20 protein-coding genes are annotated in these 19,133 nt (G+C 70.6%); 6 read left to right on the top strand and 14 right to left on the bottom strand.

What is annotated here, in order from left to right; genetic code table 11:
- Positions 1-15: 15 nt before the first annotated feature.
- The 3 genes from pyrE to cobT form a co-directional block, all read right to left on the bottom strand.
- The gene (gene pyrE, locus H5399_RS03665; protein ID WP_182781638.1) at positions 16-555 is read right to left on the bottom strand and encodes an orotate phosphoribosyltransferase; all 540 of its coding nucleotides are present in this window, start codon (positions 553-555) and stop codon (positions 16-18) included.
- Positions 552-1,361, bottom strand: coding sequence for a sortase domain-bontaining protein (locus H5399_RS03660; protein ID WP_182781637.1), 810 nt, complete (start codon positions 1,359-1,361; stop codon positions 552-554). Before H5399_RS03660 ends, pyrE begins: the two co-directional genes overlap by 4 nt.
- A gap of 236 nt (positions 1,362-1,597) precedes the next feature.
- On the bottom strand, positions 1,598-2,653 hold the full coding sequence (gene cobT, locus H5399_RS03655) for a nicotinate-nucleotide--dimethylbenzimidazole phosphoribosyltransferase (protein WP_182781636.1): 1,056 nt from the start codon (positions 2,651-2,653) through the stop codon (positions 1,598-1,600).
- Between the two features lie 86 nt (positions 2,654-2,739).
- On the opposite strand from cobT, the gene H5399_RS03650 reads away from it, so the two are divergent.
- A complete protein-coding gene (locus H5399_RS03650; RefSeq protein WP_220490755.1) occupies positions 2,740-2,994 on the top strand; it encodes a precorrin-6A/cobalt-precorrin-6A reductase in 255 nt (84 codons plus the stop codon).
- A gap of 2 nt (positions 2,995-2,996) precedes the next feature.
- Here H5399_RS03650 and H5399_RS17845 read toward each other — a convergent pair whose 3' ends face one another.
- From H5399_RS17845 to H5399_RS03615, 6 genes are all read right to left on the bottom strand, one after another.
- The gene (locus H5399_RS17845) at positions 2,997-5,723 is read right to left on the bottom strand and encodes a cobyrinate a,c-diamide synthase (RefSeq protein WP_255421950.1); all 2,727 of its coding nucleotides are present in this window, start codon (positions 5,721-5,723) and stop codon (positions 2,997-2,999) included.
- A 115-nt stretch (positions 5,724-5,838) separates the two neighbouring features.
- Positions 5,839-6,438 (bottom strand): precorrin-6Y C5,15-methyltransferase (decarboxylating) subunit CbiT, encoded by a 600-nt coding sequence (gene cbiT / locus H5399_RS03635; RefSeq protein ID WP_182781635.1) that lies wholly within the window; start codon positions 6,436-6,438, stop codon positions 5,839-5,841.
- The gene (locus H5399_RS03630; protein ID WP_370585683.1) at positions 6,435-7,247 is read right to left on the bottom strand and encodes an energy-coupling factor ABC transporter ATP-binding protein; all 813 of its coding nucleotides are present in this window, start codon (positions 7,245-7,247) and stop codon (positions 6,435-6,437) included. Before H5399_RS03630 ends, cbiT begins: the two co-directional genes overlap by 4 nt.
- Positions 7,232-7,975, bottom strand: a complete 744-nt coding sequence (cbiQ, locus tag H5399_RS03625) for a cobalt ECF transporter T component CbiQ (RefSeq protein WP_182781633.1) — start codon at positions 7,973-7,975, stop codon at positions 7,232-7,234. Before cbiQ ends, H5399_RS03630 begins: the two co-directional genes overlap by 16 nt.
- Before the next feature lie 142 nt (positions 7,976-8,117).
- Entirely contained in the window at positions 8,118-8,393 is a 276-nt protein-coding gene (locus H5399_RS03620) for an energy-coupling factor ABC transporter substrate-binding protein (protein ID WP_220489042.1), read from the bottom strand.
- Positions 8,386-9,060, bottom strand: coding sequence for an energy-coupling factor ABC transporter permease (locus H5399_RS03615; RefSeq protein WP_182781632.1), 675 nt, complete (start codon positions 9,058-9,060; stop codon positions 8,386-8,388). The genes H5399_RS03620 and H5399_RS03615 overlap by 8 nt, the downstream gene beginning before the upstream one ends.
- Positions 9,061-9,273: 213 nt before the next feature.
- Between H5399_RS03615 and H5399_RS03610 the strand changes: the two genes are divergently transcribed.
- From H5399_RS03610 to H5399_RS03595, 4 genes are all read left to right on the top strand, one after another.
- Complete coding sequence (locus tag H5399_RS03610; protein WP_182781631.1) at positions 9,274-9,927, top strand: precorrin-8X methylmutase; 654 nt, start codon at positions 9,274-9,276, stop codon at positions 9,925-9,927.
- A 40-nt stretch (positions 9,928-9,967) separates the two neighbouring features.
- Positions 9,968-10,783: an alpha/beta fold hydrolase gene (locus tag H5399_RS03605; RefSeq protein ID WP_182781630.1), complete on the top strand. Its 816-nt coding sequence runs from the start codon at positions 9,968-9,970 to the stop codon at positions 10,781-10,783.
- Between the two features lie 166 nt (positions 10,784-10,949).
- Positions 10,950-12,032 (top strand): histidine kinase, encoded by a 1,083-nt coding sequence (locus H5399_RS03600; protein ID WP_182781629.1) that lies wholly within the window; start codon positions 10,950-10,952, stop codon positions 12,030-12,032.
- Complete coding sequence (locus H5399_RS03595; protein WP_182781628.1) at positions 12,029-12,685, top strand: response regulator transcription factor; 657 nt, start codon at positions 12,029-12,031, stop codon at positions 12,683-12,685. Before H5399_RS03600 ends, H5399_RS03595 begins: the two co-directional genes overlap by 4 nt.
- Here the strand turns inward: H5399_RS03595 and H5399_RS03590 are convergent.
- On the bottom strand, positions 12,682-13,053 hold the full coding sequence (locus H5399_RS03590) for a hypothetical protein (protein ID WP_182781627.1): 372 nt from the start codon (positions 13,051-13,053) through the stop codon (positions 12,682-12,684). The genes H5399_RS03595 and H5399_RS03590 overlap by 4 nt on opposite strands.
- Positions 13,054-14,479: 1,426 nt before the next feature.
- Between H5399_RS03590 and H5399_RS03585 the strand changes: the two genes are divergently transcribed.
- Positions 14,480-15,574, top strand: a complete 1,095-nt coding sequence (locus H5399_RS03585; RefSeq protein ID WP_182781626.1) for a cobalt-precorrin-5B (C(1))-methyltransferase — start codon at positions 14,480-14,482, stop codon at positions 15,572-15,574.
- Positions 15,575-15,797: 223 nt separating this feature from the next.
- Here the strand turns inward: H5399_RS03585 and H5399_RS03580 are convergent, their stop codons facing one another.
- Genes H5399_RS03580 through H5399_RS03565 form a run of 4 tightly spaced genes read right to left on the bottom strand, consistent with a single transcriptional unit; the run spans position 15,798 to position 19,119 of the window.
- Positions 15,798-16,868, bottom strand: coding sequence for a hypothetical protein (locus H5399_RS03580; RefSeq protein ID WP_182781625.1), 1,071 nt, complete (start codon positions 16,866-16,868; stop codon positions 15,798-15,800).
- 3 nt (positions 16,869-16,871) lie between these two features.
- Complete coding sequence (locus tag H5399_RS03575; RefSeq protein WP_182781624.1) at positions 16,872-17,516, bottom strand: ABC transporter ATP-binding protein; 645 nt, start codon at positions 17,514-17,516, stop codon at positions 16,872-16,874.
- Positions 17,507-18,607 carry a peptidoglycan-binding domain-containing protein gene (locus tag H5399_RS03570; RefSeq protein ID WP_182781623.1) on the bottom strand — a complete coding sequence of 367 codons (1,101 nt, stop codon included), beginning with the start codon at positions 18,605-18,607 and terminating at the stop codon, positions 17,507-17,509. Before H5399_RS03570 ends, H5399_RS03575 begins: the two co-directional genes overlap by 10 nt.
- Complete coding sequence (locus H5399_RS03565) at positions 18,604-19,119, bottom strand: hypothetical protein (RefSeq protein WP_182781622.1); 516 nt, start codon at positions 19,117-19,119, stop codon at positions 18,604-18,606. The genes H5399_RS03570 and H5399_RS03565 overlap by 4 nt, the downstream gene beginning before the upstream one ends.
- Between the last annotated feature and the right edge of the window lie 14 nt (positions 19,120-19,133).

Raw genomic sequence — 19,133 nt, 5'->3', positions numbered from 1 at the left:
TGAGGGAGCGACGGCTCAGAGGCCGAGGTCCGCCAGATCCACCGCGTAGCGGTACTCCAGACCGGCGTCGCCGACCTTCTCGGCGGCGCCGGTCCCGCGATCCACCACCACGGCCACCGCGACCACCTCGCCCCCGGCCTCGCGCACGGCCTCGACGGCGGTCAGGGCCGAGCCACCCGTCGTGGAGGTGTCCTCGACCACGAGCACGCGGCGGCCCGCCACCTCGGTGCCCTCGATCCGGCGCTGCATCCCGTGCCCCTTGGCGGACTTGCGCACCACGAAGGCGTCGAGCCGGCCACCCTCGGCGGCCTTGGCGTGCAGCATCGCGGTGGCGACGGGGTCAGCGCCGAGGGTGAGCCCGCCGACGGCGTCGAAGTCCAGGTCCGCGACCAGCTCGTTCATCACGCGACCGACCAGGGGCGAGGCGGCGCCGTCGAGGGTGACGCGGCGCATGTCGATGTAGTAGTCGGCCTCTTTGCCGGACGCCAGCGTGACCTTGCCGTGCACGACGGCGAGGGCCTTGATGTGTCCGATGAGTTCGCTGCGGTCTGTCATTTCATCTCCGTTGTATCCAGGACGCCGAAACCGACGGCGCGGTCCGGGGTGTCGATGAGGTCTTCGTGGGTGGTCAGCGTGATGATGGCCTCGGTGGGCGCGAGGTCGGGTTTCCCGGGGACGGGCTCGAGGACCCAGGAGTCGTCGCGATGCACCGTCAGGTGCGAGGGCGGCAGCGTGATCCGATAGGTGTAGATGGCCTGGGCTGTCTCGATAACCACCTCATCGTCCACTTGGACGCTGAGCAGGTCCGCGAAGGGTGCGCCGTGCGTGAGCCGGAGCCCGGCGAGGGCGACGTTGCCGACCTGCCCCGGGAGCGCCGTCGACGGGTACCACCCGACGGATTCTGTGAGCAGGTCTTCGTCCACGCCTGCGGCGATGGGCCATTCGAGGTTCTGTCCCGGGAGGCGCAGGATCCAGGCCAGCTCGCCCGGGCCGGGGGCCAGCTCCGCTGGGAGTTCGCCGTCCTCGGCGGGCGGCGTAGGTGTCGCGGTGGCCCACTGGTCGCGGAGCTGGGCCACGCTTTCGGCGGCCGCGCCGCGGGCGAGCCACGTGGTGCCGAAGACCTGCCAGGCGAGGAATCCGGTGACTGCGAGTGTCGCGGCGAGGATCACGAGCCCGCTGACGGTCAGCGGCGACACGCGACGCCGCGACTCGGCGCCGCGGGACGGCTGCTCAGGCCCTGCCTGGTCCGATTCGGGCTCGACGGCACGGGATGGGCTGACGGGCTTGCCCGAGCCGTCTCGCTCAGCAGCGACCGCAGGCTCGTCACCCTCGCCCTCGCCGGCGGCCCGCTTCGCTTCCATGCGCGCCATTCTTCCCTAACCGGCCCGCCGTGGTGGTCCCGCTCCCAGGCGCCAACCACATCGAGCGATTCAAGGCCGCCGCACGGTAGAGGCCAGGAGTCAGGCGCGACGGCCGCGGAAGCGGGACGCGAGTTCGAGGCTTCACGCTCAGGAGGAGGTGGGGTGACCGGCACTGGGGTCCCGTCTCCGCGCTTGGGCGCCTCGGGCCGAGGGGAGAGCGGTGAGGGTAGCGCCCGTCACCCCTCCGCGACACCCGCGGAGTCGAACGTCGCCATCTCCCGCAGGATGCGCGCGGCCGCCTGGACCGTCGGCAACGCCAGCGCGGCGCCGGTGCCCTCGCCGAGGCGGAGATCCAGGTCCACGAGCGGCTGCAGGTCCAGCCACGTGAGCGCCGCCTTGATGCCGGGCTCGACGCCCGCGTGACCCGCGATCAGGTATCCGGTCACCGCCTCGTCGAAACCCGCCGCGACACACGCCGCCGATGCCGCGATCACCCCGTCGATGATCACCGGCACCCGGCGCGCCGCCGCGCCGAGGATGAAGCCCGCCAGGGCTGCGTGCTCGAGCCCGCCGACTGCGGCCAGGACCCCCAGCGGGTCCGCGGGGTCCGGGCGGTGCAGGGCCAACGCGCCCTCGATCACGGCGTTCTTCCTGCTCAGCATGTCGTCGCCGGCGCCGGCCCCGCGGCCCGTCACGGAGGTCACGGGAAGGCCCGAGAACGCGGCGATCAGCGCGCTGGCGGGCGTGGTGTTCCCGATGCCCATCTCGCCGGTGAGGAGGATGTCGGCGCCGCCGTCGATGGCCTCGTTGGCCGCCTCGATGCCCACCTCGAGGGCCGCCCGGGCCTCATCGAGCGTGAGGGCCGGCTCGACGGAGAAGTCGCGGGTCCCGGACCGGACCTTGCGGGCGCGGATCCCGGGGTGCTCCGGCACCTCCACCGCGACACCCACATCCGTGACCCACACGTCGGCCCCCACCTGGCGGGCGATGGCGTTGATGGCCGCGCCGCCCGAGGCGATGTTGAGCGCCATCTGGACCGTGACCTCCTGCGGCCAGGGGCTGATGCCCTGCACGCAGACGCCGTGGTCGCCGGCGAACAGGCCGATGACGGCGTGCTCGGGCAGCGGGGGCGGGCAGGCGTCGGCGATGGCCGCGAGCCGGTTGCCGATCTCCTCCAGCCGGCCGAGGCTCCCGGCGGGCTTGGTGAGGGTCAACTGCCTGGCGCGGGCCGCCGCCAAGGCGTCGGCGGAGGCGGGGCGGAGGGCGGCGAGGGTGTCGTCGAGGAGGGTCATGGCGTCCTTGTCTTCGATGGTTGGATGGGCTGGTGATTCTGATCCTTGGTGGCACCGCGGAGGGCTGACGGCTGGCCGAGGTGTTGGTGGGACGCGATGCGGTGCTCTCGTTGGCCGGCCGGACCCGCGCCCCCCCCCTCGTGGCGGGAGAGGTGCGGATCGGAGGCTTCGGAGGGGTCGACGTGCTGGTGACCAAGGACGCCCGCGGCCCGCACACCGACGCGAAACTGGCTGTGGCCGCCGAGCGGGGCGCCGCCGTCGTGATGATCCGGCGTCCTGCGTCGCCCTTGGGGGTGCCCGAGGTAGCCGATGTCGCGGCCGCCCTGGCCTGGCTGGGCTGACGTCACGGCCGGCCGTTGAGGGCGGAGAAGGCTGCGGCCAACCGACGGTGGACGTCGGGGGTGCGAACGGCGAACCGCAGCCAGGTGGGGCCGAGGCCGGGGAACGTCTCTCCACGCCGCACGGCGAATCCGCGTTCGGCAAGCGGCTCCCGCAGCGACATCGGCGACAGCGCCGAGGCGTCGGCCAGCACAAATGGCGCGTGACCATGGACGACGGCAAGTCCCGCGTCCGTGAGGCGCGCGGCGAGATCCGCTCTGGCCCGGGCGGCCTCCTCCGCGAGGCGGGAGGCCTCGGCGGAGGCGCGCGGGGAGGTGCAGGCCACGGACGCGCGGATCGCGGGTGTGGACACCGACCACGGCGGTTGCTGGGCAGCCAGGAGCGCGATGAGGGCCGGGTCGCCGATCACGTAGCCCACCCGCAGGCCTGCTAGCCCCCAGGTCTTCGTGAGCGAGCGCAGCACGAGGCGCCCCGGCATCGTGGGCGCGATGAGGGTCTCGGTTTCGCCAGGGATCGCGTCCATGAAGGCCTCGTCGACGACGAGAATCCCGGCCGGGAGCGCGGCGAGGTCCGCCACGAGGTGGAGGACGCCGGTGGGGTTGGTGGGGTTGCCGACGATGATCAGGTCCGCCGCCGGAACCTGGGAGGGGACGAGCCGGAAGCCGGTGTCGGGCCGGAGCAGGTGGCGGCGGGGGGCGCGGCCGGCGGCCCGCAGCGCCGCCTCAGGCTCGGTGAACTGCGGGTGGACTACCAGCGCGTCGCCCGGAATGGCGCGGGCGATGAGGGTGAACGCCTCGGCGGCGCCGGCGACCGGGAGCACCATGGCGGGGTCGACGCCGTGATGCGCGGCCAAGGCGTCACGTGCGGGGCGGGGGTCGGGGTAGGCGGCGAGATCGCCGTCGCCGAAGATCTCCTCTGCCAGCCAGGTGGGTGTCGCGGGGACCCGGACGTTGACGGCGAGGTCGACGAGGCCGGGGGCGAGGTCGCGGTCGCCGTGGTGCAGGAGGTCCACGGTGCCGGGCACGAGCCGGGTCGGGTCGGGGGTGCGCGGTTGCTGTTCCTCCAGGCAGGGTCTCGGCCCCCTCAGGGGGTCGGGATCCGATCTGGAGGAACGCTGGCCGCGCGGGTGGGTCGAGCCTGCCTCGGGATCGTCCAGCTCCGCCGTCTCCCCCCGCTCCCTGAGGAGCCCCGGCACCGAAGGCACCTCCGGCGCCCCCACCCGCTCCCTGAGGAGCCCCGGCGCCGAAGGCGCCTCGGGCGTCTCGAAGGGTTGTGACCCAGGTCCCCACGCAGGCTTGGGTTCTCGACCCTTCGAGACGGTCCCCGCCGCTTCGCGGGCGGACCTCCTCAGGGAGCGAAGAGAGACGGCCGCTTCTACTCGCTCCTGGGCATGTGCTGCGTCGGCGAAGCGCTGGGCCAACTGTGGGTGGCCGGCCCAGTGGACGTGCAGGTACGACGCGTGGAGGGTCTCCCCCGCGACACCGTCATCCCTGCCGTCCAACAGCCAGGCCGGCCCGACAGCTGCGGTCTCGCCCGCGGCCGCATCCAGACTCACCGTCGTGCGGTGGAACTCGTGCCCCGTCACCTCCTCGTCGGGGCGGCCGAGCAACGTGTCCCGCGACGACACCGCGACCCTGTAGCCCATCGTCAATCGCGGCCCCATCGTCGCGTCCGCCTCGACGGCGCCCACCATCCCGCGACCGTCCAGGCTCCGGCACAGGTACAGCAGCCCGGCGCACTCCGCGACCGTCGGCAGCCCGCCCGCGACAGCAGCCCGGATCTCCCCCGTCAGCGGCGAATTCGACGCCAACTCCCCCGCGTACACCTCCGGGAACCCGCCGCCGAGCCACAGCCCGGCCGTCCCCTCCGGCAGCGCGGAATCCACGAGCGGGTCGAACTCCACCACCCGGCACCCCGCCGCCTCCAACAGTTCGTCGGTCTCCGGATAGCGGAACGTGAACGCCCGTCCCCCGGCCACGGCCACCACCGGCCGCCGGTCCGACGGCGGCGACACCTCCCGCGCCGGATCCCACGGGGCGACGTCCAGCTCCGGCGCCCCAACGGCCACCGCCAGCAGCGCCTCCACATCAACGTGCTCGGCCACCACCTCGCCCATCGCCGCGACCCTCGAGTCGTCGCGTTCGGCCACCGGCACCAGGCCCAGGTGTCGCGACGGCGCCTCGATGTCCAACGCCCTGGGCAGCACCCCCAGCACCGGCAGCCCCACCTCCTCGACGGCGGCGCGAGCCTCCGCGGCGTGCCGGTCGCTCCCCACCTGGTTGAGGATCACCCCCGCCACGCGCACACGGGGATCGAACCGCGCCATGCCCAGCGCCACCGCGCCGACGCTCCGCGACGTGTGCCGGGCGTCGATCACCAGCACCACCGGCGCCTCCAGCAGCCGGGCCACGTGCGCCGTCGACCCGAAACCGCCGGTGCCGAGCCGCCCGTCGAACAGCCCCATGACGCCTTCGATCACCGCGACATCCGCACCTGCGGCGCCGTGCGCGAACAGCGGCCCGATGCGCTCCTCGCCGCAGAGGAACGGATCCAGGTTCCGGCCCGGCCGGCCGGTGGCGAGCCCGTGGTAGCCGGGGTCGATGTAGTCCGGCCCGACCTTGAACGGCGCCACCTCCAGCCCGCGCGCCCGCAGCGCGGCCATCAGCCCGGTGGCCACCGTCGTCTTCCCCTGCCCAGACGACGGCGCCGCGATCACCAGCCGGCTCACCATTCGATGCCGGCCTGCCCGCGCTGGCCCTGCTGGGAGGGGTGCTGGACGAGGGCCATCTCAGTGACGAGGCACCGCGACGATCGGCCGCTGCCGCAGGTCGCGCGTGTGGGCGCGCTCAACGCGACCCCTCCACCACGTACGCCCAACTCACCACTGCGCGCGCGGGCGTCCACCCCAACAGGCGGCCGATGGGTGCGGCGTGCTCGTGGTGCAGCCGGGCGAGCTGCCCGCCCCACCGTCGGTACGCCGCGACACACACCTCCTCGGCCTCCACCGTCACCCCGTGCACGACGAGCCGGCCCCCCACCGGAAGCGCATCAACCGCCCGCTCCAGCAACGAGGCAGTCGCTCCCCCGCCGATGAACACCGCGTCGGGCCGGGGCAGGCCATCCACCGCCTCCGCGACACCGGCCTCCACCAGCCGAACCGCCCCCGCGGGCGCCAGCCGGGCCGAGTTCGCCGCGACCCTCGCCGCCCGCTCCGGCACCCGTTCGACGGCGACCGCCCGGGCCCCGTCGGCCGCCCGGCACCACTCGATGGCCACCGAGCCGGCCCCCGCGCCGAGGTCCCACAGCAACTCGCCTGCCAGCGGCCGCAGCAGCGCCAACGCGGACGCGCGGATGTGTCGCTTGGTGATGAGCCCGTCGTGTTCGAAGACGTCGTCCGGGAGGCCGGGGGTGCGGCCGAGCAGGGCGCCGTCGGGGTCGATGATCATTGGCGGATTCCATCCGGAAGGAGAGCGAGTACCTGGTCGAGGTCGCGCGGCGCGCCGGCGAGCCCCAGGCGGGCCGCGAGCTCCAGGGGCCAGGGGCGGCGCAGCTGGGCGGCGCGGAGCAGGACCTCGTCTCCGAGCAGCGACGGCGGCCCCTGCGTCACGTGACCATCCAGCACCACGGCCACGTCGTCGGCCCAGGCCAGGGCGAGGTCGACGTCGTGGGTGGCCAACACGATCCCCGCGTCCAGACCGGACAGCGTGGCCAGCAGGTCGGCGACCCCTGCGGGATCGAGCCCGGCCGTCGGCTCGTCGAGCAGCAGCAGGTCTGGCCGCATCGCCACCGCCCCCGCCAGCGCCACGCGCTTGCGTTCGCCGAAGCTCAGCTGGTGCGTGGGGCGGGCGGCGAGGTGGGCGATGCCGAGCAGCGCGAGAGCCTCATTGGTGCGGGCGCGGGCGTCGTCGTCGCTGAGTCCGAGGTTGAGCGGGCCGAAGGAGACGTCCTGGGTGACATCGGCGGAGAAAAGCTGGTCGTCCGGGTCCTGCAGCACCAACTGGACGCGGCGGCGGTGCGCCCGCAGCGCGGCCCGCGTGTGGGTGAGCGGCTGCCCGTCGAGGGTGACCCGGCCGTCGGCGGCAGGCAGGGCCCCGGCCAGGCACTGCAGAAGTGTGGTCTTGCCCGAACCGTTGGCGCCGAGGAGCGCCACCCGCCGCCCCGACGCGGCGGAGAGGTTCGCCCCCGTCAACACGGCCGAGCCGCCCGGATACCCGACGACGACCCCCTCGGCCCGGAGCATCACGCCACCGCCCAGCAGGCCAGCCAGATGCCGGCGACGAGGGCGGCCCCCGCAGCCGGGGCCCAGGGGCGGGTGCGGCCCACGGGCCGTAGCGTCGGCAGCGCATCCTCGTAGCCGCGCAACTCCAGGCCCGCCTGCAGCCGGGTGGCGCGGCGCCAACTCATTAGCAGGACGGTGCCGATGCCGTCGACGGCGGCCTGGAACCGACGACTGAAGGGCGCGTCGCCCCCGAGACGGGCGGCCTGCGCGGCCTGCAGCGCCAGCGCGCTGCTGAGCAGCACGAACAGCAGCCGGTACATCAGTGCGGCGATCTCCAGCAGCGGGCCGGGGAGGCCGCGGCGATGCAGCCAGCCCAGCACGTCACTCATCGGCGTGGTGGTGGCCAGCAGCAGGACGGCCAAGGTCCCCGCGACGCCGTGCGCGAGCATCTCCGCCGCCCGGAGCCCGCCGTCGGCGGTGATGCGCAGCCCGTCGCCCACCTCGACCGCGAGCGGCAACGCCCCCACCACGAGGAATGCCAGCGGAGGCAGCGCGACGGCGGCCACCAGACCCGGCCGGATGCGGGCCGGTCCTAGCATGAGGATCAGCGACGCCCCCGCCACCAGCAGGGTCCCGGGCCAGGCCGGCGTCAGCAGAGCGGTCAGCACCAGAGCGACGGCGAGCCCCACCTTGTGCCCCACAGGGATCGCCCGCCAGGGCCCTGCCCAGGCGGCGTCGTCGACGGCGGTGACGTGGATGCTCACGGGCGTGCGCCGGACGTCGAATGACGGGTGAGGTGGCGGTCGCTGCCGCGCACCGCGCCCCGAGTGTGACTCCCGTGGGTGAACTCAACCCAGGAATTCACACTCGGACGACGGGCCACCCCGGCAACCGTCGCGAGTTCCCTCATGACGCGCGCCGAGCCGTCAACCGGCCGAGGACGAAGCCCAGCAGGATGCCGCCCAGGCCCGCCTGGAGGGCGAAGAGTCCAGACTCGAGCTCCGCGCTCTCGGGCGCGAACAGCGGCTCGAGCCACGGCACGCCGCCGGTCAGGTCCCCCGCGGCGGCGTCGCTGCCCAGGAACTCCGCCCCCGTGGGGGCCAGCGCCAGGCTGCCGAGGTACACCCCCATGACGGCGACCACGAGCGCCACCCCGATCCACACGTCGCGACGGCTAAACACCGGCGTCCTCCTTGAGCAGACCCAGCCGGGCCAACTCCGGGCGCGCCGCACGCGTCAGGAACCCGACCAGCAGCACACCCAGCAGCCCCTCGGCGACGGCCAGCGGGACCTGCGTGACCGCGAACAGCGCGAGGAACTTCACCAGCGCGCCCCCCAGCCCGCTCACCGGGTCCGGATACGCCAACGCCAGCTGCACCGACGTCACGGCATACGTGGCGATGTTCGCCACCGCCATCGCCAAAAACACCGACGCCCACAGCGGGGCCGACAGCCGCGCCGTCGCCCGGTAGATCCCGTACGCCGCCCACGGCCCAACGATTGCCATCGAGAACACGTTCGCCCCGAGCGTCGTCAGCCCGCCGTGGGCGAGCAGCGTCGCCTGGAACAGGAGCACCAGCGTGCCGAGGAACGCCATCACCGGTGGCTTGAGCAGCACCGCCCCCAGGCCTGTCCCCGTCGGGTGCGACGAGCTTCCCGTGATCGACGGCAGCTTCAGCGCGCTCACCACCAGCGTGAACGCGCCCGCCGCGGCGAGGATCAGCTTGCGCTCCGGGTGCTCCCGCACGGTGGTGAGCACGGCGCGGGCGCCGTGGACGACGAACGGGGTGGAGGCGGCCAGCCAGGCCGCGCAGTGCAACGGGGGAAGCATCCCCTCGGCGATGTGCATCGCTCTCTTAGGTCCCTTCGCCCGGGATGACGCGCCCCAGGCAGTCGGCCGTGAGGGTCCAGTTCCTGACTTCCCGCCCGACGGCGGTCCACAGTGGCGCGACCGTGCCGGCTCGTTCCGGCTTCCTGGTCCCCTCGCGGTGTGAATGTGTGGGGCCCAGTCAACCAGAGCCCTGCGTCCCCCGCTATTGCGGGGTCCACTACGGTGAATGGCGTGCGCTACGACTACCTGACCGACGGCTCCGACATCTACCGCGAATCCTTCCGGATCATCCGCGAGGAGACCGATCTCACCCGCTTCCCCGACGACGTGGCCCGCGTCGTCGTGCGGATGGTGCACGCGGCCGGCGCCCCGGACGTCGCCGACGACGTGGCCTTCACTCCCGGCGTCGTGGCCGCCGCCAACGCCGCGCTGCGGGCCGGAGCACCGATCCTCTGCGATTCCTCCATGGTGGCCACCGGCATCATCGCCTCCCGCCTCCCCCGCGACAACGACGTCGTCTGCCACATCAAGGACCCCGGCCTCGCGGCGCTGGCCGCCGAGAAGTCGATGACCAAGACAATGGCCGCGATCGACCTGTGGCTGCCCCGCCTCGACGGCGCCGTCGTCGCCATCGGCAACGCGCCGACGGCGCTCTTCCGGCTGCTCGAGGTGGTCGCGGAGACCGGCGTGAGGCCGGCGGCGGTGATCGGCGTCCCGGTCGGGTTCGTCGGTGCCGCCGAGTCCAAGCAGGCGCTGGCGGCAAACGACCTAGGCCTCGAGTATCTCGTCGTCCACGGCCGACGGGGCGGCTCGGCCCTCACCGTCGCCGCTGTCAACGCCATCGCCAGCACCGACGAGCTGACCAACACCTCACGCCAAGCCTGAGAACCGCTGGCACGTCCGCGTGACGGCTACGCTGAGCCGCATGTCCGCCCGCCGCCACGCACCCCGCGACGAGGTGGTGTACAAGAACAAGTACGTCGGCACGGTGGAATACCACACCAGCCGCTCCGGCTATGGCGACGCGTCGATGGTGTCCTACCGGTTCCCCTGCCAGGTCCCGCAGAAGACGAGCCCGGACTTCGTGCTCATCCACGGCATCGGCGTGTCGGCGCGTTCGTACGGTCCAACGGCGGTAGAGCTCGCGAACCACGGTGACGTCCACCTCATCGACCTGGCCGGCTATGGCCGTTCCCCCCGCCCTGACCGCGACCTGAGCATCGCCGATCACGCTGCCCTCGTCGGCAAGTACCTGGCGGAGAAGGACCTCGACCACCCGGTGGTGGTGGGCCACTCGATGGGCACCCAGGTGGTGGCGCAGCTGGCCGCCGACTTCCCCGAGGAGGTCGACCACATCGTCCTGATCGCGCCGGTGGTGACGCCGTCGGCCCGCTCGCTGGCGAAGGTCGCGGGGCTGCTGATGGCCAACGGGTTGAAGGAGCCCCCGCAGGTCGCGGCGATGGCGATCTACGACTATCTGTTCCGAGCCGGGGTGCCGTACATGGTCCAGCAGACCCCGCACCTGCTTCAGATGGATATGGAACTGGTCGCGGGGCGGATCGACGCGAAGACATTGGTGCTCTGCGGGCTCGACGACCCCATTGTTCCCCTCGACTGGGCCGAGAAATTGGCGGGCACGTTCAAGCACGGCTGGTTCGCAACGGTGCCGGGGCCGCACGCCACGATGTTCGCGTCGCCGAAGCTGATCGCTGATCTCATCGACGAGCACGCGCACCGCTGAGCAGTCCGCCTGACGCGGGCGATTGTGGCGCCGAGGTCCCCCCAAGACCTCGGCGTAGCCGCAGTGTCGCCGCGATCCGCCGAGAATGCATCCGGGAGGGTACGAAAGTACCTTCCCGCGCTCCTCCGCTGGTCGGGCGAGCGTCGCCCACCCATAGGATGACGGCGTGGGACGAAAAGCACTCTCGAGCGGCGCGCTGGAGGTCCTCATCGCGCTCGTGATCATCACGGCAGAGCTCCTCGCTCCCCGGGCCCGCCTCGTCCTGCCCCCAGAGATCGTGGCCCTCGACGTCGCGGCGTTCCTCACTGTGGTGGTGGCCGTCCGCTGGCCGAGAGTCGGGGCGCCGCTGACCATCGTCATGGCGGTCACGGCCGCCGCGGTCGACGAGAACCTGCTCGGCTTCTGGGGCTATCTCCTCATGCTCCCTGTCGTCGCCGCTTTGAGGAACGGGCGATGGGCCCAGGCAGCGGTGATGGCAGCAACCGTGTTCACGGCGTCGGTGACCGCCACGGCTCGCAAGCTCGCGGAGGACTTCAATCCCTTCGAGGTGATCCTCGGGTGGTTCGCGCTGGACGCCGTGTTCGTGCTCGTCGGATTCGGCCTCAACGCCGTCTCGCGCAACGCCGCCGAGGCCGAGTCCAGGCGCCAGCGGGACCTCAGGCTCCAAGCCACCCTCGACCTCCACGACTCGGTGGCCCGCGAGCTCACTCTCATCGCGATGGAGGCCGACGCCGCGCACAACGCGGGCGGAGCATCTCCGGAGGCGCTGGCCGCACTGTCCGAGCGGGCCCGCAACGCTGGGGCCGCCCTCCGCGACACCATCCGCATGATGCAGCTGGGAGAGAGCGCGCCGACGGACGCGGACTTCCGGGAGACCTTGGCGCAGGAGGTCCGCGAGCTCAAGCGTCGCGGCCACGAGGTGACCACCTCCGGAGACCTCAGCCCCACACTGCATGCGTCCATCGACCGCGCGCTAGCGCAGATCCTCCGCGAGGCGCTCCACAACGTGGCCAAACACGGCCTGAAGCACGGGCCCTGCACGATCGTGGGCGAGCTGTCCGCCGTCGACTACCAGCTGATCGTCACCAACCAGATGCCGCCTGATCGGACGACCGGCGCGGGCCTCGGCACGCTCGGCATGCGCCACCGCGCCACGCTCGCCGGCGGTAGTCTCCGGCTGGCATCCGCGAACGGCACGTGGACGTGCCTGGTGGAGATGCCGCTGACCGTGCGCCAATTGCAGACATGATCAGCGTCGGGATCTGCGACGACGACCCGCTCGTCCTGAGCTACCTCGCCGCGACCCTCGCCCGCGTCGACGACATCGCCGTCGTCCACCAGTGCGCCGGGGGTCACGAGGCATTGGCTGCGCCCCCAGTCGACCTGTGGCTCATGGACATCCGGATGCCCGGTATCTCCGGGGTGGAGACGTGCCGCGCGCTGACCTCCCGCCCGGACCCGCCGCGGGTCCTGCTGCTCACCAGCCTCAGCACCACGAGTCTCACCGAGGCGGTCGGCGCCGGCGCCTGCGGCTTTCTCTACAAGGACACCCCGGCCAAGGCGCTCGCCGCGGCCATCCGGACCGCGGACGCCGGGATCTTCGTCCACTCCCCCGACGCGGCGCGGGGGCTGACCACCAGGGTGACCAGCCGGGAGTCGGCCCCCGACGGAGTGCTGCGCGACGCCGTCGACCACGAGCTGATCCGCGCCATCAACGCCGGACGCGGCTACGACCAGATGGCCGAGGCGCTGGGCATGTCGGTGTCAGGGGTCAAGAAGCGGGTCGGCACCCTCATGAGGCGCGCGGGCGTCAGCAGCCGCCCCCAGCTGATGGCACAGTCCGTCTCCTGGTCAACGCAGCCATCGGAGTCGCCCCGCCCGGATAGTCCTGCTCCGTCCTAGTTGACGGTCCAGCGCGGCTTGGTGAGATCGCACTCTTTGGGGATGTGCGTGTCATCGGAGACCTCAGCCGAGGCCGCGGACTCACCGCCGGTCAGTCCAACCAGCCGACCGAGTTCGAAGGTACCTTGCTCTGTCTCGAGTGCACCATGGTCAGCCCAACTCGGGGCGCCGCGGAAGACCGGGAGATAGTCGGTCCCATCTTCGGCAGTCAGGTACAGGCAGCCATCGTTGAGCTGCAGCATCCCGCTGACCAGGGCCGTCGGTCCGCCGTCGTTGAGCGCCCCTTCCCGCCAAGCTACCTCGGGGGCAGCCTGGCTCGCCGTGCAGCCGAGGCTCAGGCCCACCCAAGCCCAGATTAGCCACCGCATCGCGCACTTCATACTAGAACGATACCCAGCCCGCTGATGCGAGAGATGGGGGTGAAGGCGGCCCATGCTCCAACCTCGCCGAGGAGTCCGCCAGAGTGGATTCCCTAGGCGTAGCCTCCGCTGAACCATGGGCCACCACTATCTCCTCCCAAGTTCGCGAGGTCCACACCACTAACCCGGACCCAGTTCGCGGAACAGGCCGAACCACCACACACGTTCCAAGACGAAGGGGGCGCATGGGTGACACTCGTCACCCCACCACATGAGTACCCCGTGGTCTTCCCGCGATGACACAGGAACTGACCCACGTACGCGGTACCCGTCCCGACCCTCGTAGTCGCGGTCGTGGCGGACGATCCGTAGAACTGATTGACCGGCGTGTGAGATGTGAGCCGATGCCACTGAAGGTCAGCACTTGGGCTGTTCAGACCCGCGACATACGTCGAACTATACGAGATCGATCCTGCGGGGGTGGTCGAGTAGCTTTGGGTATTTCCGCAGTGCCCCGCTGTCAGTAATCCCGTATTGCCAGACGGGATGCGGACAGAGAAGCCAGCCGTGCAACTGGTCATCCTCACTCCTCCGCGATTGGCCGACCCGACCAGACCTTCCACCACCTCTATCCTGAATGGGTACTCAGTCAGTCCAGCCAGGTCTATCTGGTCCTGCTCATTACCAACCAGAAGAAAAATCTCACCGGCCCGCGGATCATATTCGACACCATGATGATGCACATTCAAGCTCATTAATGCGGCTGCGATTCGGGTCGCCTCATCCGCGAACTGTCGTGCTGTGCACTTACCGCCCTCTAGCACTTTCACGTGGTACGATTCCGGCACCTGAAAGTCGAGCACACTTGTTGCACCTGCGACCAGGCGCACCAGCACCTCTCCAGTCCTCACCTCCACGGAAACCCCGGACAAGAGGCTGCTCTGATCCTTCTCGAAGTCCGTTAGCGCGGCCGCTAATTCCGCTTGTTCCCCAACACGTTGAAGCGCTAGTTCCTCTGGTAGGCCTGTGCTTGCGGCTAGGAACATAGCGTCGTCAGCCACTGCTCAGCATGTGACAACGTGGCAGTACTTTCCGCCAGAGCTGGCGCTTGGTAGCTGATCAACAGCATGGCAGCTAGCACTGCTGCCATTCTCGAACGATGCTTCATTGCATTCTCCTTGAGTTGAACTGAAGCCAGACTAGCTGAATCCCCTGCTGTAGCGAATGCGTCGACAAGAATCTGGGTGCTTTCGTACCCGCGCCGCGCCAGCATACTTAACTAATAGGGCAACCTTGAGTCGCATTTCCGTTTCCTGCCGCTGCGCGCAGGGAGCGAAGTTCAGCCCAGCCCGGCCGTCCAGAAGGCGCTCCTTCCCGGCTAAGCTGGCGCCCGTGCCCCTCACCGCCCCTCACCCTGTGACTCGAGGCTGCTGACATGGCGCGCCGCGGGCAACTCGACGACTCCTTGCTCCGGCCCGGCTGGACCACCGGCGCCTGCGCCACCGCCGCCGCGACGGCCGCCTACGAGGCTCTGCTCACTGGCGAGTTCCCGGACCCGGTGGAGGTGGAGCTACCCCAGGGCCGCCGGCCGTCGTTTGCCCTGACCCTCGAGCAGGTGACCGACGGCGTCGCGATGGCCGCCGTCACCAAGGACGCCGGCGACGACCCCGACGTCACCCACGGCGCCCTCGTCCGCGCCTGGGTGCGGCCCGGCCCGCCGGGCTCGGGCGTGCGGTTCGTCGGCGGCCCCGGCGTCGGCACCGTCACGCTGCCCGGGCTCCCTCTCCCTGTGGGCGAGCCGGCCATCAACCCCGCACCCCGGGCGATGATCAGGGCGAACCTCTCCGCCGTCGCCCGCCGACACGGCGTGCCCCTCGACCTCGAGGTGACCATCGGGGTCGACGACGGCGAGGCCCTCGCGCGGCACACGTGGAACCCGCGCATCGGCATCCTGGGCGGGATCTCCATCCTCGGCACCACCGGCGTCGTGGTCCCCTACTCGTGCTCCGCGTGGATCGACTCGATCCGCCGCGGCGTCGACGTCGCCCGCGCCGCCGGCATGCAGCACCTGGCCGCCTGTACCGGGTCGACGTCGGAGCGCGTCGTCGCAGAGCTGTATGGCCTGCCAGAGCTGGCGCTGCTGGACATGGGCGACTTCGCCGGCGCCGTGCTCAAGTACGTCTCCCGGCACCCCGTCGAACGCCTCACGATTTGCGGAGGGTTCGCCAAGCTCACCAAGCTCGCCGCCGGACACCTCGACCTGCACTCCCACCGCACCCAGGTGGACCTGTCCCACCTCGCGGGCCTGGCCATCGAGGCAGGCGCCGGAGAGGCGCTCGCCACGGCGATCCGTGCCGCCAACACCGCGGCAGAGGCCCTCGACCTGGCCGAGGCAGACGGCATCCCGCTGGGCGACGCCGTCGCCACCGCGGCCCGCGATCACGCCCTCACCGTCCTGCGCGGCTCTCTCGTGGCGGTCGACGTCATCTGCATCGATCGGGGCGGCGCCATCGTCGGCAACTCGGCTTGATGAGGGATGCGGCACGCCGGTCCGGTGAATGTCGGGGATGAGCGCAGACGTTTCAGGGTCCTACCGCCTCAGGTTCTTGAGTCCCTCCCCTACGATCTCGAGCCGCTCCACAGCCGAGCGCCGCAACTCATCACGCAGATAGCCGTCGAGATCCAAAACACGTGCAACTTCCTCACGGTCGAGGTGTGGGCTGAGATTCATGGGCTCCCGGTCTATCGCCGGCTCACCTGTCCTTGAGCTGCTCATAAAGGCCGCCCCGCAGCGCGAGCGGAACCAAGGCCACCCCGAGTGCCCACCCGGACGCGGCGGCCGCACCGATGGCGAGGAGACCTGCACCCAACGTCGCCGCGACCCCGGTCAGCGGGACGCCCTGCTGCGAGACGGCCACCGCGAGCGCGGCGACGGTGGCGGCGCAGGCGAGAATCACCGACGGAACGAGGACCAGTACCACCTCGCCCAACGCGAGGAACACGATCTCCGCGCGGCTGCTGCCGAAGGTGCGATAGACCGCGAGCTCAGGGCGCCTGCCCCAGTAGGTGAGCAGGACCAGCAACCCGATCAGCACGCCCGCCACCAGTCCCGGGGCCAGTCCCGCGTACCGTTGCCACTGCTCCTGAGGGCTGAGGAGGGCCGAGTCGTCGACGGCGAACGGGCTGATCGCCACGCCGTGCCCTGCGAAAGAGAAATCGAGCAGGTCGCGGCCCGCCTCGAACGCCCCATGGTCCATCCGCACCCAACACTCGCTCATCGCGAAATCGGGCGGGCGCACCACCACCACATTGGCCAGGAGCCGGGCCGGCTTCACCGTGTCCGGAGTCCGTGCGTCGATGCGATGCGAGTTGCCCTCCGCGTCGTAGAGCACCGTTCCCACTGCAGCCAGCCCGGTGTCGGTCAGGTCTGAGCCTGCAACAACATCTCCAGGTGGTTCGGCAACCGCCCAGGCAGCCCAGAGTCCGGGGGTCGCGACATCGACGGTCACGCCCCGCGCCCCTGAGAACGCATGCCACTCACGCTGCTCCTGCCCGACGGCCCCGGCGCCCACCACCCCGGGCTGACCATTGAGTTGGGCGCAGATTCTGGCCGGCACCGGCTGCCCATCCGAATCGGCCTGAATCCACCAGACAGTTCCTCCACGGACCAACTCACCCTCGTGCTGGTTGAGGACGCTCGAAGCGGACACGACGGTGGCAACCCCGCACATGGCGAGCACTGCGGCTGTGACCACTGCCAGCACGGCATGCCGGGGACCGAGGTTTCGGAATGCCTCGCGCAGCAGAAGACCCGGATGCCACACAGTTCAGCCTTCCCCCAGGGATCCGTCAGGCCGGATCCGCACGATCCGGTCCGCCATCGCCCCGATGCGCTCATCGTGGGTGGCCAGGAGCACCGCCGTGTGGCCGGCCGTCGTGAACAGCGCCTCCGCCACCACGTCCGCGGTGCGGGCGTCGAGGTTCGCCGTCGGCTCGTCGGCGAGCAGCAGGCTGGGGAGGGAGATCAGCGCTCGGGCGAGAGCCACGCGCTGCGCCTCGCCTCCGGAGAGCGTTCGCGCATCTCGTTGATCCGATGGATCCAGCCCGACGCTGACCAGCAGTTCGGACGACGTGGCCCAGGCGGCGCCCGACGTGGAGCCCGCGGCCAGGGCAGGGAGCGCCACGTTGTCCAGAGCACTGCGCCGTGGTAGCAGGTTGACGCTCTGGAGGATCCACGCGATCCGTAGCCGATGGCGATCCTGCACCGAGCACGCGACCCCATCGATCTCCACCCGCCCCGTGGTAGGCACCGCGAGAAGACCAGCGACGTTGAGCAGTGTGGTCTTCCCTCTCCCTGAGGCCCCCATCAGGGCCACCGACTCCCCTGATGCCACCGTCAGATTCACCCCGTCCAGCACGGCCCGGTCTGCCCCCGCGTACCTGAACGCCACGTCGACCAGCCTCAGGGACATTCAGCCTCCGGTACGACCTCCAAGGGATTGACCAGGACGCGCGCGCCCTCGCCCAGATCAGGTCCGATCAGGGCGCTGCCATCGACCGCCGAGCCGATCAACGTCACCGTCGCAGGACTGTGGTCACCGGCCAGCAGAACGCAGGACGCACCCGACGGGTCCAGCACCAACGCCGCCGGGGGCACTGCCTGCCCCGGCTCCGGATCGGTCAATGCCACTCTGCCATCCACCGTCACACTCCCCGTCGTGTCCGAGGGGGGACTGGTCTCCTCCTCGACGGCGCCCTCGGCATCAGACGTTGCGCCAGGTTTCGGATCCAGCAGTGCCGCCAACGCGGCTTCGTCGACAAGCGTCCAAGCCCCCTCGCTCAACATGACATCGTACGAACTGCCCAGGTAGGAGAACCGGTACGCTCCATCCGGCCCACCGCCCTCCACTTCAAACTTCAGACCCTCGACGGTCGTCACTCCGTCGAGGAAGGCCGCACCGGGGGCCGGCGCCGGCTGCCCGACGCGCAGGGCGACGGACGCGACGCGGTATGTGTCGGTTGGGAGCATTAGGAACCACCGCGGATCCAACACTCCGGTGGGCGTCGTCCCGAGCGATTTCTCGTAGGCGCGCACGGCCGAGGCCGTTGCACTCCCGAAGGTGCCCGACACAGACAGTGATGCACCGGGGACGAGAACGTTGAGAAGTTCCTGGGCCACCTTCACGTCGGCACCCTTGTCTCCCCGCGACAGTGACCTGAACAGTGCAGTGCCGGCGGTGTAGGCACGCAGCGTCACCCCGTCGACATCCACGATTGCGCTGCCCGTTCCCAACTCATCCGAGCTCCCGGCATGGACAGCGGTGACAGTGCCCGCCGAGCCGTTCCACAGCACCGGCTCCGGCGCGACCCTGCGACCCGTCAGCGACGCCGCAGACGAGTAGTCGAGTTGCGCCTCGCGGACCTCGACAACCACCGGTACCGGCGGTGCATCGAGCGCCGCCAACTGACCGCGAAGCGCCAGTGCCAGCCAGGCGCCCGCGCCGATCAAGACCGCCACCGCGATGAACACGGTGACGGGGTACAACCACGACCGACGCCTCACGGGTTGTTCGCGTCTCCCTTGGGCCAGACGCCGCGGTAGCGCTCCATGCACGCCATGGCCTCAATCTCCTCTGGGGTGTCCGACAACTGCTCCCAAATGGCCTTGACGAAGACCCGCGAATCGTTCGTCCCGGCATCCAACCCTGTGACACCGAGGTCCCCCAGGCACTCCATGAGTTCTCGCATCACCGCTTCACGCTCGCTACCCGAGACCCGTTTGGTCTCCTGGTATGCGTTCACAATCTCGTCCATATGCTCCGCATAGCACTCGTTGTAGGCTTCATCGAGCTCAGCGTCACGACCCTGTGTGTTCTGGATTTCCATGGCGTAGTCGTTCGACAGCTCGCTCCAGTCAACGCGCGCATCGAATCCCTTGGAAACGAGGCAGTCCGCACCTGCCTGCCACGCCGCGCGATACTCGGCCTCGGTTGGCGCCTGAGAGTCCGTCGCAGAAGCAGTGCAAGCGCTGAGCAGTAAGACCGCGCACGCAGCGGTCGTAATGCGTTCTAGCATGTCAACGATGCCGA

It is taken from the genome of Tessaracoccus sp. MC1627 (genome assembly GCF_014164725.1).
Lineage (GTDB): Bacteria > Actinomycetota > Actinomycetes > Propionibacteriales > Propionibacteriaceae > Arachnia.
The sequence above is the reverse complement of the archived record's forward strand: the minus strand, read 5'-3'. Positions and strand labels throughout refer to the sequence as shown.